Genomic DNA, 13,000 nt, shown 5'->3' with positions numbered 1-13,000 from the left:
GACTGCCCTCGCCTTCATTCCACGTCGGCCGCGTGGCCGAGGTCGATGGACTTGCCGCGCACGAGGTTCACGAGCGCCATCGCCCCGATGGCCACCGACGAGAGGAACGCCGGCAAGGGCAGCAGCGCGGCCGAGTAGCCCATCACCACGCTCTTGCTGTCGAGGCCCACCACCACCTGCTGCCAGGCGCCCCACCCCACGAGCACGCAGGCCAGCACGACCAGGGCGTGGATCACGGCGGCCATGGCCTTCATCGCCAGCGGCCGTTTCTGCAGGGGCCGCAAGAGGCTCGTGAACGCCATGTGCTCGCCGAGCGGATAGGCCGCGGTCGCGCCGATGAACACCATCCACACAAAGAGCAGGCGCGAGAGTTCTTCGCTCGCCGCGATGCCGTTGCCGAAGCCGTAGCGCAGCACCACGTTGATGAAGACCGCGAGCGCCATCACGGCCAGCGCCAGCGCCATCGCGCTTTCGGCGAGGCGCTGAACGCGGGAGCGGGGAGCGTCGTGTGGGCTCATGGCGTGCTCCTCAGCCAGTCGGCCACGCGATCGGCCAGCAGGTCGCGCGGCAACAGCGCATCGATGCACAACACGCCGGGCTCGCCAAGCGGTGGCTCCAGCGTGGCGAACTGGCTGTCGACCAGGCTCGGCGGGAAGAGGTGCTCCCCCGCACGCGCCGCCACACGCGCCAGCGCGTGCGGTTTGTCGATTTCCAGGTAGACGAAGCGCAAGCCGGCGTTGCGGCTGCGCAAGAGGTCGCGGTAGCTGCGCTTGAGCGCCGAGCAGGTCAGCGCGGCCGACTGGCCACGGCGTTGCTGATCGGCCAGCAGCGTGCCCAGGATTGCCAGCCACTCGGCCCGGTCGGTGTCGTCGAGGGCGATGCCCTGTCGCATCTTGGCCTTGCTGGTGTCGAGGTGGTAGTCGTCACCCTCGATCAAGGTCCAGCCCATGCGCTGCGCCACGGCCTGGCCTGCACTCGACTTGCCGCAACCGGCCACACCCATGAACACGACGAAAGACATTGGATAGCGCTATCTCGTTGAGCCCGAAAAAAGGCCCTGCATGCGGCCGCCCCACCGCTCGTCGACATCATCACTTCTCAGGGAAACCCACGAGGGGATGACCTTGATGCGAACGATTGGATAGCGCTATCCTAGGCCTCCTGAATCCCCTCGCCATGCGGGCTAACCCGTAGCCGGCGTTTCCGACTCCGCCACTGGTTCTCTATGCCTTCTTCCCGACGCCCTCGCGCCACAGGACGGGTCACCTTGGGCGACGTGGCCGCTGCGGCCGGCGTCAGCCCGATCACCGTGTCGCGCGCCTTGCGTGGCGAACGCAGCGTGGCCGCCGACCTCGTGGCCCGCGTGCAGGCGGCTGCGCAACAGCTCGGCTACGTGCCCGACCCGGCAGCCCGCGCCCTCGCCTCCGCGCGCAGCTCGCATGTGGCGGTGCTGATCCCGTTGCTCACCAACACACTCTTCGTCGACCTGCTCGAAGCGGTGCACCGCACGCTGCTTCCCGCCGGCTTCCAGACCCTCATCGGCGTCACCCACTACGACCCGCAGGAAGAAGAGCAACTGCTGCGCAGCTACATGGCACACCGCCCGGCGGGCCTGCTGGTGACCGGCTTCGACCGCACCGAGGCCAGTCGCCAGCTCATCGCTGCGAGTGGCGTGCCCTGCGTGCACGTGATGGAGACGACACATGCACCCGGCGTGCACAGCGTGGGCTTCTCGCAGACCGACGCCGGCCACGCGATCACGGCCCACCTGCTGGCCCGCGGACGCAAGCGCATCGCCTTCGTCGCCGCACAGCTCGACCCGCGCGTGATGCAGCGCGCCGAGGGCTACCGCCGATGCCTGCGCGAAGCGGGCTGCTACGACCCGAAGCTGGAGCTGCTCAACCCGGAGCGATCTTCGCTTGCGCTCGGCGGGCAGCTCTTCGAGGAAGTGCTGAAGACGCGCCCGGATGTCGATGCCATGTTCTTCTGCAACGACGACCTGGCCCAGGGCGGCCTGCTCGCCGCGTTGCGACTGGGCGTGAAAGTGCCCGAGCGTGTGGCCGTGGCCGGCTTCAACGACCTGGCCGGCAGCGACCAGATGCTGCCGCCGCTCACCACCGTGCACACGCCCCGCACCGAGATCGGCGAGCAGGCCGCGCGCATGCTGCTCGCGCTGATGCGGCGCGAGCCGGTGGCGCAGGCCTCGGTCGACGTGGGCTATCAGCTCGTGCTGCGCGGCAGCAGTTGACGCACCCGCATCAGGGGGCGATCGGCAGGAAGCCGATCGTGTTGGGGCTGTCCGACAGCGCTACGACCACCCGGCCGTCGGGGCTTACGACCATCTGCCCGTTGAGCAGCTGGAAGGCGCTGACGGGGTAGACCAGCGTCTGCAGCAAGCTGCCGTCGGCCGCGTGCACCTCGATCCTGTTGGCTACGCCGATTTCCCGGCTGCCGCAGAGCACTCGCCCATCGCTCGCCACCTCGATGTTGTTGAGGTACACCGGCGTCACGCCCGGCATGCCCTGGTCGACGAAGCGCAGCGTCTCGGTGTCGAGGCGCGCGCATTCATACGGCGGTGCTGCGCCCACGTAGAGGCGCGTGCCATCGGGACTGACGGCGATGTCACGGCCATACGAGCCACCGTCGGTGGACATGACGCTCGGCCGCGCCCGCACCATCAGGATGCCGCCGGAGATGGCCGAGTAGTCCACGTCGTAGGACCAGAACTGGGTCGGCGCGCCGATCGTGTCTTGCGCATAGACGCGCCGCCCATCGGCCGTGGCCGCGAGCAACCCGCCGTAGATGCCGGGCACGCCGAGGTCACGCCCGCTGGCGGTGAAGGCCCGTATGCCGCTCACGAGCACGATCTCGACACCATTGGGGCGGAACGACAGCAGCGGCAGCTCCTGCTCGGGCCGCACCGGCAGCGCCCAGGTGCCGGTGCGGGTGCGCGTGTCGAGGTCGATCACGGCGATCGCCGGGTTGTTGGCTTCGACCACGTAGAGGCGAGCGCCATCGGCAGAGACGGCCATGCGCGCCAGCGTGGAGCTGCCGACCTGGATGGTGTCGACCAGTGCGCCGGTGTACACGTGATAGACGTCGATCGAGGTGCTGCTGCTGTGGGCGTAGACGTAGGGGCGGATCTTGTCGGCCACGAGGTTGGTGTAACGCACCGGCACGGTCGTCGCCGACACCCGTCCGCTGGCGGACTTCCACAGCCCCACACGCACGATCGCCGGCGCCACGCCCGCAGTCGACGGCTCCAGCGTCACGGTGGCATAGCTCATCGCTTCGGACGGCAGGCTGGCCGGGTTGGCCACCAGCGTGGCCGTCGACGGCACGCCGGTGTTGCCGCTCGCGGTGACGGTGAGCCAGGGCGCGCTTGACACCGCCGTCCACGGCAAGGCACCGGCGAAGTTGTCGCGCACCGTGAGGGTCCGGCTCAGCACCTGGCCGTTGGGCGTGTCGGAGAGGCCCACACCCCAGTCGGAGACGAGCAGCCGGCGCTGGTCGGCGTTGAGGTTCACCGTCACCGGCAGCGTGACGGTGTCGCCGTTGATCGACGAGGTGAAGGTGACGGTGGATGAGAGAGAGCCTGCGGTCACGCCGGCGGCGTTGGGCTGGAAGGACACGCTGGCGCCGCTCTGGTTCACCTGCCCCGATGTCTGGGATGCGGAGAGCCAGGCCGGCAGCGTCGACAGGCTCCAGGGCCACGCCTGCGCGCCGGTGTTCAGGCTCAGCGCCACCTGCTGCGGGGTGACCATGTCGCGCCCGGTCAGACCGCCAAGCGTCAACACGGTGCTCGGTGCGGACAGCGTCGCACGCGTGAGGCTGAGCTGGCTCGTGACCGTGCGATTCGGAATGCCCGGCGAAGACAGCACCACATCGGCACTGTGCACGCCGCTCGCCAGCAGCGAGCGTGAAGGCTCGGGCTGCAGCGCGATCGTGGCCGGCGTGGTGCCGCTCAGCGCGCTCAACTGCATCCAGCTGGCCGCAGTCGAGGCCGTCCAGGGTGCCGGGACCTGGTTGTTCAGGTCAAAACTCAGGTTCTGGGCTGCGATGGGGGCGCCATTGACGGCGGCGAAGGCCGGCACGCCCGACGTCAAGGTGAACTCGACCGGCAGCACGTCGACGGTGAACGGCAGTTCCACGGTCTGCCCATCAGAGGCCCGCACCGTGACACGGCCGCTGTGTTGCCCGAGGGCAAGGCCAGCCGTGGAATAGCCCACGGTGAAAGCGCCGGGCCCATTGCCGGTGGCGTTCTGCAGCGTCAACCAGTTCGCGGTGGTGCTGGCCGTCCAGGCCAAGCGAGGCCCGCCCACGTTGACCACGGTCGAGACTCGTGATGGAGCCGCCCTGGTGGACGGTCATGGCGGTGGTGGTGGCAGGCATCGCGCTCAACGGCGCGGGCACGACCGTGAAGTCGTACGGCAATGGCACCGGCGAGCGCGGGTACTGCCTCAGGCATTGCGAATCGGCACACAGCTGGACCTGGAACGTGCCCTGGTGGCGCCCCTCGGCGAGCGACGGCGAGGTGTAGAAGGTGGCCGCCACCGTGGCGTTGTCGACCGTCGACAAGCTGAGGTGGCCAGTGAGCACGCCCGCCGAGTCCACGATGAACACGTACAAGACGCCGTTGCCGAAGATGGACATGTCGGTCGCGCGGGCGGAGACCGTCACCGAGGCCGAGGTGCCTGCCACGATGTTGGCTCGCGCGGTGGATGGACTGAAGGTCACCGCATAGGCCGGACCAGTGTCACCGCCGCCACCCCCACCGCCGCCGCACGAGGCCAGCACTAAGCCAAGAAAAAGGGCGCACAGCGCCCCCAGAAACCGAGACATGCTTCCCTCCTGAATCTTCTGATATGGACCGTGCCCCGCTCCCTCGTGGCACCGCGCGGAATTCTGGCACCCCCGCCTTCATCGAGAGTTGCTGTACGCGACACACCCCCTCTTGGGGGACTCACGCATGCCCGAGCACCGGGTGCGGTTCGTAGCCCTCGCCCAGGGCCTTCACCTCGTCAGGCGCCAGCTTCATCTCCACCGCCGCCGCGGCCTCGTCGAACTGCGGCAGCTTGCTCGCGCCGATGATCGGCCCGGTGATGCCCGGCTGGTGCAGCAGCCACGCATAGGCCAGCGTCGCCGCACTCACGCCACGCTGCGTGGCCATCGCCTTGAGGCGGTCGACCGTCGCGAAGTCGCTGTCTCGGTAGTAGAGGTGCTGGGCCAGGTCGTCGGTCTTGGCGCGGGCGGTGGCGCCGCTCGTCTTGTCGTCACGTGCGCGGTTGCCGGCGAGAAAGCCACGCGCCAGCGGACTCCACGGGATCACGCCCACACCCTGCTCGCGGCACAGCGGCAGCATCTCTCGCTCTTCTTCGCGGTAGGCGAGGTTGTAGTGGTTCTGCATGCTGACGAAGCGCGTCCAACCGTTTTCCTTCGCCACCTGCTGCGCCTTGGCGAACTGCCAGGCCCACATCGAGCTGGCACCGATGTAGCGAGCCTTGCCGGCCTTCACCACATCGTGCAGCGCTTCCATGGTCTCTTCGATCGGCGTGTGCGGGTCCCAGCGGTGGATCTGGTAGAGGTCGACGTAGTCGGTGTTGAGTCGCTTCAGACTCGCATCGATCGCGTGGAAGATGCGCTTGCGGCTGAGGCCGTGCGTGTTGAGCGGCACGCGCTGCGCCGAGGTGTGCGTGCCGAACTTGGTTTCCATCGACACCGGGAAGAACACCTTGGTGGCGATGACGATCTCGTCGCGCTTGCAGAACTCGCCGAGCAGCTTGCCCGTGAGCACCTCGCTCTCGCCGGCGGAGTAGGTGTCGGCGGTGTCGAAGAAATTGATGCCGAGCTCGACGGCGCGTTTCACGAGCGGCTTGCTCGCCGCTTCGTCCAGGACCCAGGGCCGCCACTCCGGCGTGCCGTAGGTCATCATGCCCAGGCACAGGCGGGAAACATGCAGGCCGGTCGACCCGAGGCGCGTGTATTTCATGGTGTGCTCGATCGCTGAAGCGGAGCCGCAAGGTTAGCGCGTGCGGCAGCGCTGGGAAGCGCGATTGTTGTCGCCACTGGAACAGCGATACCCCGCCCCGGTGCATTCACGCCGCGGCCCTGGCTTCGAACAATGCCTGCACCGAGCCACCACGCGACCCGCGCCGATGCAGATGGCTCACCCACACCAGGGACGACAGATGCCATCCACCGCACGCCAGCCTTTGCACGACCTACCACCGCCACCGACCGAGCGCCCTGCCTCCGCGCGGGTGTTCACCCTGCCCACGCGCAGCAGCCCCGATGCCGCCACGCAGCAGGCCAACGCACGGCTCGTGCGGCTCATCAAGGACGTCGCCACCCTCGACCGCGCCGCCTTCCGCGAGCTCTACGACGCCACCAGCGCCTACCTCATGGGCGTGGCCTACACCGTGGTCGGGCAACGCGAGCTCGCCGAAGAGGTGCTGCAAGACGCCTACGTGAAGGTCTGGCATCACGCCGAGAGCTACGACCCGCGCCTGGCCGCCCCGATGACCTGGCTGATCCACATCGTGCGCAACCGCGCCATCGACGTGCGCCGCGCACGGCAGCAAGAGGTGGCCAGCATGGTGCCGCTGAGCGAGGAGCAGCAGGCGCACCTGGCCGACACCGTGGGCGACGCCTCCATCGACCCGCTGCACCTGCTGCAACGCCACGCCGTCGAGATGAACATCCAGGCCTGCCTGCACAGCCTGAGCGCCGAGCAGCGCCAGGCCGTCGCACTCGTCATCTACCGCGGCATGGCGCACGCCGAGATCGCCAAACTGGCCAACGTGCCGCTGGGCACCGCCAAGGCCTGGGTGCGGCGCGGCCTGGCCCGCCTGGCCGAATGCGTGGGGGCGGTGTCATGACGGCGCGCTACCACCCCGTGGCCATCGCCTTCCACTGGGGCCTGGGCCTGGCCATCCTCGGCCTGCTCGGCGTGGGCCTCTACATGACCGGGCTGCCCTTCTCGCCCGAGCGGGGCCGCTGGTTCCACTGGCACAAGAGCCTGGGCTTGGTCGTGCTGATGCTGTCGGCGCTGCGCCTGCTGTGGCGACTGGGGCGCCGGCCACCGGCCCTCCCGCCGTCGATGCAGGCCAGGATGCCCGCATGGCAGCGCGCCGCACACCACGGCACGCACGCCTTGCTCTACATCGCCTTCTTCGCCGTGCCGCTGAGCGGCTGGGCCTACAGCGCATCGGCCGGCTACCCGGTGACCTGGTTTGGCGTGCACCCGCTGCCCGACGTGGTACCCGTGGATGCAGACCTCGCCGCCACGCTGAAGACGCTGCACCACCTGTGCACCTACATCCTCGGCGCACTGGCCGCCCTGCACATCGCAGCGGCCTTGAAGCACCAGTGGCTCGACGGCGACCGCCTGCTGGCCCGCATGGGCCTCGGACGAAACACCGACACCCGCGCAGGCCGGCCATGACGCCGATCACCCTCACCGCCCCAGATGGCCAACCGCTTGCCGCGCGGCTGTACGGGCAGCCGGGCGCGGCACGCTCGGCGGTGCTGATCGGCGCCGCGATGGGCGTGCCGATGGCCTACTACGCCGACTTCGCCGCCTGGCTCGCGGGCCAGGGCCACGTGGTGCTCACCTTCGACTACCGCGGTTGCGGCGGCTCCCGGCCCGGGGGATCGCTCGCGCACCTGAGTGCCGACCTCATCGACTGGGCCCGCGACACCGACACCGCCCTGCTCGCCCTCGCCACCCGCGCACCCGCACGGCCGATCTATCTCGTGGGCCACAGCCTGGGCGCGCAGCTGCCCGGCCTGCTCGCCCACCGCGAGCGCCTCGCCGGCCTGGTGTGCGTGGCGGCGGGCAGCGGCCACTGGCACCACAACCCACGGCCCCTGCGCCACTGGATGCCTGCGTTCTGGTACGCGCTCATGCCTCTGGTGACAAGCCTGTGCGGCTACTTCCCGGGCCGGCGCCTGCGCCTGGTGGGCGACCTGCCGCGCGGCGTGGCATGGCAATGGCGGCGCTGGTGCCTGGACCCCGACTACCACCTCGGCGCTGAAACGCCCGCGCTGCGCACCGCCTTCGCCGACCTGCGCATGCCCGTCACGGCCTTGTCCATCGCCGACGACGAGATGATGAGCGAGCAGGGCACCCGCGCCCTGCTCGGCTGGTACAGCGGCGCACCACGCCGGCACGAGCGCGTGCAGCCCGCGCCGGGCGAGCGCATCGGCCACCTGGGTTTCTTCCGCCGCCGCTTCGAGGCGACGCACTGGCCGCGCATCACGCGCGCACTGGCCGAGTTCGACCCGGTGTGAGCGGCAGGCACGGCGCGGTGCGTCTTTTTCGCGCCCCGCTCCGTATGTGTCAGCGAGCCCACCGCCAAGGCGGGCCCACCTTCACACACCGACCGCAAAGGAAACCCCATGACCCTGAACCGCATCGCCGCTTCCGCCCGCCTCGCCCTGGCCGCCGCCAGCCTGGCCATCGCCGCCACCGCCGCCGTGGCGGCCGACACCACGCCCCCGGCCAATGCCAAGCTCACCGCCGCCCGCGCCCACATGGACGCCAAGCGCTGGGCCGCCGGCCTGGAAGAGCTGCGCCGCGTCAACGACACCGGCAACGCCGACTGGCACAACCTCATGGGCTACGGCCTGCGCAAGAGCAAGACGCCCGACCTCGATGGCGCCGAGCGCCACTACAGCGAAGCCCTGCGCCTCGACCCCAAGCACCGCGGCGCGCTCGAATACTCAGGCGAGCTCTACCTGATGAAGGGCGACCTCACCACCGCCGAAGCCCGTCTCGCCACGCTCGACAAGCTGTGCACCCTCACCTGCAGCGAGTACCGCGACCTGAAGAAGGCCATCGAGCGCTACAAGGCCAACGGCAACAAGCACGTTCCCGAAGCCTGAGAACCGCCGCGCGCCCCGCGCGCATGACGACGGCACCACGCGGCCGCTGGCATCATCGAGTGCCTGCGGCCGCCGTTGCGGCTGCAGGCCGCCCCACCATGCCGACCCTGCGCCTGTACGACTTCCCCACCTCGCCGTTCTGCGGCAAGGTCCGCGCGCTGCTGCGCCACAAGCAGCTCGCCTTCGAGACGCTCAACGCCATCTCGCCGCCGCACTGGTGGCGCTTGCAGACCAAGGGCACGGGCAAGGTCCCGTCGATCGACTGGGACGGCGAGTTCATCGTCGATTCGGCACACATCGCACGCGAGGTGGAACGCCGCTGCCCCGAGCCCCGCGCGCTGCCCCTCGACGCAGCCCAACTCGCCGAGCACGACAAGCTCGAGCATTGGATCGACGGCGAGTTCCACTACCCCGCGCTGTGGTCGCACTGGATCGACCCCGAGGGTTGGCCGGCGGTGCGCCAGCGCTTCCCGCGCGGGCCCCTGGGCGCGCTCATGGCGCATGCCTATCGCATGCGCATCCGCAAGCAGCTCCACCGACAGGGCATCGGCCTCCAGACACCGGCACAGATCGAGGCCGACATGCGCCGCATGCTCGACTTCGCACGTGACCGGCTCGGCAGCGCCGAGTGGCTCTACGGCGAGCACCCCACCGTGTGCGACTTCGCCTGGTACGCGCAGCTGCTCTTTCTGCGCCGCTCGGTGCGCGGCGCACGCCTGCTGCAGGACTACCCCACCCTCACCGCCTACTGGCGCCAGGTGCACGCCCGCTATGGCGATGTGCCGGCCCAGGCCGCCTGGCGCTGACGACACGCTGACCGCTGCGTCTTTCCCATCCCCGGCCCGTATGTCGGTGGCATCGATGCCCATCGGCATGCCACCGAGGACCTGGAGATGCAGCCCACCCCCACCGCGCTCGACGAGCGCGACCCCTGACCGGCCTGGTCGGCCGGGCCACCTTTCGCCGCATGGTGCGCGCCGCGCTGGCGGCCGATGCCGCCGAGCAGCTCGCGGCCGCCGTCATCGTGCTCGACATCGACCGCTTCCGGCTCGTCAACGAAGCGCTGGGTTACCGCATCGGCGACCTCACCCTGCAGCGCGTCGCCGCCCGGCTGACCGACGAGATGGGGCGCGACCGCGTGCTCGCCCGCCTGGGCGGCAACACCTTCGCCGTGCTGCTGCCCGGCCTGCCGGCACGCACGGCCGCATCGCTGATGCAGGCCACGGCGATGCGGCTGCACCACGTGCTGGCCGACGCGAGCACGATCGAGTCCCACGCGGTCGACACGCACGCCAGCATCGGCATGGCCCTGTGGCCCCGCGATGCCACCGAGGCCGACACCCTGGTGCACCGCGCCGAAGCCGCGATGTACCTGGCCAAGCGCCGCCGCGAAGGCCCGCTCGCCTACGCCGAGACAACCCACCCGACACCGGCTCGCAGCGTCTCGCTGCTGGGCGAGCTGCGCCAGGCCGTCGACGAAGGCCAGTTGCGCCTGCACCTGCAGCCGCAGCGCTCGTTGCGCTGTGGCCGCGTGGCCGGCGCCGAGGCGCTGATCCGCTGGCAGCACCCGGGCCGCGGCCTGCTGCTGCCGCGCGAGTTCATTCCGTTCGCCGAGCAGACCGGCTTCATCCGCCTGCTCACGCTGTGGATGCTCGACGAAGCCGCACGCGCCTGGAAGAGCCTGTCGGCCACGGGCGAGCCCTTCGTGCTGTCGCTCAACCTGTCGGCCCACGACCTGCAAGACGCCGAACTCGCGCCCAAGTTCTCAGCCGTGCTGCAGCGCCACGGCCTGCCGGCCCAGGCCTTCTGCCTGGGCTCACCGAAGGCGCCGTGATGGACGAGCCCGAGCTGGCCGTGGCCACCCTGCAGCAGCTGCGCGGCCTCGGCTTCCGCCTGTCGATCGACGACTTCGGCACCGGCCACTCGGCCCTGAGCTACCTCAAGCGGCTGCCGGTCGATGAACTGAAGATCGACCAGGCCTTCGTGCTCGGCATGGCCGAAGACGCGAGCGATGCGCGCATCGTGCGCTCGACCATCGACCTCGCCCACGGGCTCGGCCTGCGCGTGGTCGCAGAAGGCGTGGAAGACGCCGCCGTGTGCGCGCTGCTGCAGTCCGTCGGCTGCGACCTGGTGCAAGGCACGCACATCGGGCCGCCCATGCCGGTGCCGCAGTTCTCCGAGTGGCGCATCGCGCAGGCCGCAAGCCCCTGGCCGGCCAGCACCCGGCACGCCCCTTTCCAAGCTCTTCTCCCCGTCCCATGCCTCTGAATCTGAACCGCATCGCGGTGGCCTGCCTCGCCCTCGTGGCCCTCTGCGCACGCGCCGCCGAATCCGAAACGACCACCACCACCGAAGTGCCCGCGGGCACCGAGCGCTACGTCGGCGACAGCCTGCGCCTCGGCCTGGGCTTCGACAGCACCGATCACCTGCGGGGCGACCTGCGCTGGCCCTGGCGCTTCTCGCCCAGCGCCGCGCTCGTCGCCGACGCCTGGGCGGCGCGCACCAGCGCAGGTGGCGCCAAGCTGTCGATGCACTGGCTGCCACATGCCTGGTCGCCGGGGCTGGAGGTAGGCGCGGTGCGCAAGCTCTTCGTCGCCGTCGACCAGAACCGCCAGCACGACCACAAGCTCACGCTCGGTGCCGGCCTGGAGCACACGCGGTGGTTCTGGGGGCTCTATGCCTCGGCCTCGCGCAGCGGCCGGCGAGTGCTCGACACCCGCGAGACGAGCACCACCCTCACCGAGACCGGCTTCGACACAGTGCCCGGCGTGCCCGACCCGGTGCCCTTCGAGCAAGACGCGACCCTCACCACACGCAGCGTGTTCTACGAGCAGGCCTACCGCCGCGGCCTCGGCCTGCGCGCCGGCCTGTACCTCGAAGACCTGGGCCTGCGCGTGACCACCGGGCTCGACCTGGAACGCGGTGGCAGCGCGGCACGGCAGGCCAGCATGAGCGTGGCCGCCGAGAAGTTCTTCCGCAACACGCCTCATGCGCTCGAGCTGCGCGCCGAGCTGCGCAATCAACGCGGCCAGGACGGCATCGACACCGGCAGCACCGAGCAGCGGCTGGCCCTGATGTACCGCTACCACTTCGGCCCGGCCTGGCGGCACGAAGCGCTGCTGCGCAAGCAGCGCACGCAGCGCGTGGAAACGCCAGCGCCGCCGCCCGAGCCGGAACCGGCTGCCACCGCGCGCCACGAGACCCGCCGCGTCGAGCGCGAGCTGTCTCTGCCTGCCGTCAGCCTCTTCGAGTTCGACAGCGCACGGCTGAGCGATCCGGGTCGTGCGGCCCTGCAGTCCATCGCCGACGAGCTGCGCCGCCAGCCGGCGCCACCAGCGCGCATCCGCGTCAGCGGGCACACCTGCGACATCGGAAGCGATGCCTACAACCTGGCGCTGTCGCGTCGCCGTGCAAGTGCCGTGCTGGCCCATCTCGCGCAGGCGAGCGGCCTGCCCGCCGAGGCCTTCGTGCTCGAAGCCCACGGCGAGTCGAGCCCCCGCCACCCCAACGACAGCACCGGCCGCCCCCTCAACCGCCGCGTCGACCTGGCCTACACCGCCATCGAAGAGAGCGTGGTCGCGCTTGCGCCGCCCCCGGCCCCCGCACCGGCACCCGCGCCGGTGCGGCAGGTGCTCATCGATGAACGCGAAGAGCAGGTGCCGCTCGAGCCCGCGTGGATCGCACGTGCCCTGGCCCAGCCGGTGGACCACAAGCAGAAGGTCGATGTGTTCCGCGCGCAAGACAGCAGCACCACCACCGTCCGAGGCCCGCGTCGCCACCCGCCGGTGGCGCAGGCCGACAACGCCTTCGCGCTCAACAGCGGTCTGCAGGGCCTGCCGATCGACACCCGCATCAGCGTGCTGGCCAACGACGTCGATGCCGATGGCGACACGCTGGCCATCGCCACGGTGGGAACCCCATCGCACGGCAGCGTGCGCATCGAGGGCACGCAGATCGTCTACACGCCCACACCCGGATTCGAGGGCAGCGACAGCTTTACCTACACGGTGAGCGACGGAACCGGCCGCAGCGCGAGCGGCGTGGTCACCGTGACCGTGCAGACACCGCAAGAGCCGTGAGCCTGCGTCTTTCCGGCGGCCCGGCCGTATGTGAC

The 13,000-nt window shown here is 70.2% G+C and carries 15 protein-coding genes; 11 read left to right on the top strand and 4 right to left on the bottom strand.

From position 1 onward, the window contains the following. Positions 1 to 14: 14 nt before the first annotated feature. Entirely contained in the window at positions 15 to 518 is a 504-nt protein-coding gene (locus LRS03_RS02095) for a TRAP transporter small permease subunit (RefSeq protein ID WP_257823635.1), read from the bottom strand. Continuing rightward, entirely contained in the window at positions 515 to 1,021 is a 507-nt protein-coding gene (locus LRS03_RS02090) for a gluconokinase (RefSeq protein WP_257823634.1), read from the bottom strand. Before LRS03_RS02090 ends, LRS03_RS02095 begins: the two co-directional genes overlap by 4 nt. 204 nt (positions 1,022 to 1,225) lie before the next feature. On the opposite strand from LRS03_RS02090, the gene gntR reads away from it, so the two are divergent. Beyond that, positions 1,226 to 2,248 (top strand): HTH-type transcriptional regulator GntR, encoded by a 1,023-nt coding sequence (gene gntR, locus LRS03_RS02085; RefSeq protein WP_257823633.1) that lies wholly within the window; start codon positions 1,226 to 1,228, stop codon positions 2,246 to 2,248. 10 nt (positions 2,249 to 2,258) lie between these two features. Here the strand turns inward: gntR and LRS03_RS02080 are convergent, their stop codons facing one another. After that, the gene (locus tag LRS03_RS02080; RefSeq protein ID WP_257823632.1) at positions 2,259 to 4,331 is read right to left on the bottom strand and encodes a BACON domain-containing protein; all 2,073 of its coding nucleotides are present in this window, start codon (positions 4,329 to 4,331) and stop codon (positions 2,259 to 2,261) included. 14 nt (positions 4,332 to 4,345) lie between these two features. Between LRS03_RS02080 and LRS03_RS02075 the strand changes: the two genes are divergently transcribed. Together LRS03_RS02075 and LRS03_RS02070 are read left to right on the top strand one after the other, a co-directional pair. Continuing rightward, the gene (locus LRS03_RS02075) at positions 4,346 to 4,540 is read left to right on the top strand and encodes a hypothetical protein (protein ID WP_257823631.1); all 195 of its coding nucleotides are present in this window, start codon (positions 4,346 to 4,348) and stop codon (positions 4,538 to 4,540) included. Positions 4,541 to 4,543: 3 nt separating this feature from the next. Further along, a complete protein-coding gene (locus tag LRS03_RS02070; protein WP_257823630.1) occupies positions 4,544 to 4,744 on the top strand; it encodes a hypothetical protein in 201 nt (66 codons plus the stop codon). A gap of 219 nt (positions 4,745 to 4,963) precedes the next feature. On the opposite strand, the gene LRS03_RS02065 is transcribed toward LRS03_RS02070, so the two are convergent. After that, on the bottom strand, positions 4,964 to 5,989 hold the full coding sequence (locus LRS03_RS02065; protein WP_257823629.1) for an aldo/keto reductase: 1,026 nt from the start codon (positions 5,987 to 5,989) through the stop codon (positions 4,964 to 4,966). A 199-nt stretch (positions 5,990 to 6,188) separates the two neighbouring features. On the opposite strand from LRS03_RS02065, the gene LRS03_RS02060 reads away from it, so the two are divergent. The 8 genes from LRS03_RS02060 (at position 6,189) to LRS03_RS02025 (ending at position 12,965) form a co-directional block, all read left to right on the top strand. Beyond that, positions 6,189 to 6,878, top strand: a complete 690-nt coding sequence (locus LRS03_RS02060; RefSeq protein ID WP_257823628.1) for an RNA polymerase sigma factor — start codon at positions 6,189 to 6,191, stop codon at positions 6,876 to 6,878. Further along, positions 6,875 to 7,444, top strand: a complete 570-nt coding sequence (locus tag LRS03_RS02055; protein ID WP_257823627.1) for a cytochrome b — start codon at positions 6,875 to 6,877, stop codon at positions 7,442 to 7,444. Before LRS03_RS02060 ends, LRS03_RS02055 begins: the two co-directional genes overlap by 4 nt. Further along, entirely contained in the window at positions 7,441 to 8,292 is an 852-nt protein-coding gene (locus tag LRS03_RS02050) for an alpha/beta hydrolase family protein (RefSeq protein ID WP_257823626.1), read from the top strand. The genes LRS03_RS02055 and LRS03_RS02050 overlap by 4 nt, the downstream gene beginning before the upstream one ends. Before the next feature lie 108 nt (positions 8,293 to 8,400). Next, positions 8,401 to 8,886 (top strand): tetratricopeptide repeat protein, encoded by a 486-nt coding sequence (locus LRS03_RS02045; RefSeq protein WP_257823625.1) that lies wholly within the window; start codon positions 8,401 to 8,403, stop codon positions 8,884 to 8,886. Between the two features lie 98 nt (positions 8,887 to 8,984). Next, positions 8,985 to 9,692: a glutathione S-transferase family protein gene (locus tag LRS03_RS02040; RefSeq protein ID WP_257823624.1), complete on the top strand. Its 708-nt coding sequence runs from the start codon at positions 8,985 to 8,987 to the stop codon at positions 9,690 to 9,692. Positions 9,693 to 9,706: 14 nt separating this feature from the next. Then, positions 9,707 to 10,720, top strand: coding sequence for a diguanylate cyclase domain-containing protein (locus LRS03_RS02035; protein WP_308296474.1), 1,014 nt, complete (start codon positions 9,707 to 9,709; stop codon positions 10,718 to 10,720). Beyond that, the gene (locus tag LRS03_RS02030) at positions 10,720 to 11,154 is read left to right on the top strand and encodes an EAL domain-containing protein (RefSeq protein WP_257823623.1); all 435 of its coding nucleotides are present in this window, start codon (positions 10,720 to 10,722) and stop codon (positions 11,152 to 11,154) included. The genes LRS03_RS02035 and LRS03_RS02030 overlap by 1 nt, the downstream gene beginning before the upstream one ends. Next, positions 11,145 to 12,965: an Ig-like domain-containing protein gene (locus LRS03_RS02025; protein ID WP_257823622.1), complete on the top strand. Its 1,821-nt coding sequence runs from the start codon at positions 11,145 to 11,147 to the stop codon at positions 12,963 to 12,965. The genes LRS03_RS02030 and LRS03_RS02025 overlap by 10 nt, the downstream gene beginning before the upstream one ends. Positions 12,966 to 13,000: the final 35 nt, after the last annotated feature.

Origin of the sequence: Rhizobacter sp. J219 (assembly GCF_024700055.1) — a bacterium.
Classification (GTDB): domain Bacteria; phylum Pseudomonadota; class Gammaproteobacteria; order Burkholderiales; family Burkholderiaceae_C; genus Rhizobacter.
The sequence above is the reverse complement of the archived record's forward strand: the minus strand, read 5'-3'. Positions and strand labels throughout refer to the sequence as shown.

Bases quoted from the DNA above. Each gene is read 5' to 3' on its own strand.
- LRS03_RS02095 (WP_257823635.1), bottom strand. From the start codon at position 518: ATGAGCCCACACGACGCTCCCCGCTCCCGCGTTCAGCGCCTCGCCGAA.
- LRS03_RS02090 (WP_257823634.1), bottom strand. From the start codon at position 1,021: ATGTCTTTCGTCGTGTTCATGGGTGTGGCCGGTTGCGGCAAGTCGAGT.
- gntR (WP_257823633.1), top strand. From the start codon at position 1,226: ATGCCTTCTTCCCGACGCCCTCGCGCCACAGGACGGGTCACCTTGGGC.
- LRS03_RS02075 (WP_257823631.1), top strand. From the start codon at position 4,346: ATGGAGCCGCCCTGGTGGACGGTCATGGCGGTGGTGGTGGCAGGCATC.
- LRS03_RS02065 (WP_257823629.1), bottom strand. From the start codon at position 5,989: ATGAAATACACGCGCCTCGGGTCGACCGGCCTGCATGTTTCCCGCCTG.
- LRS03_RS02060 (WP_257823628.1), top strand. From the start codon at position 6,189: ATGCCATCCACCGCACGCCAGCCTTTGCACGACCTACCACCGCCACCG.
- LRS03_RS02055 (WP_257823627.1), top strand. From the start codon at position 6,875: ATGACGGCGCGCTACCACCCCGTGGCCATCGCCTTCCACTGGGGCCTG.
- LRS03_RS02050 (WP_257823626.1), top strand. From the start codon at position 7,441: ATGACGCCGATCACCCTCACCGCCCCAGATGGCCAACCGCTTGCCGCG.
- LRS03_RS02045 (WP_257823625.1), top strand. From the start codon at position 8,401: ATGACCCTGAACCGCATCGCCGCTTCCGCCCGCCTCGCCCTGGCCGCC.
- LRS03_RS02040 (WP_257823624.1), top strand. From the start codon at position 8,985: ATGCCGACCCTGCGCCTGTACGACTTCCCCACCTCGCCGTTCTGCGGC.
- LRS03_RS02030 (WP_257823623.1), top strand. From the start codon at position 10,720: ATGGACGAGCCCGAGCTGGCCGTGGCCACCCTGCAGCAGCTGCGCGGC.
- LRS03_RS02025 (WP_257823622.1), top strand. From the start codon at position 11,145: ATGCCTCTGAATCTGAACCGCATCGCGGTGGCCTGCCTCGCCCTCGTG.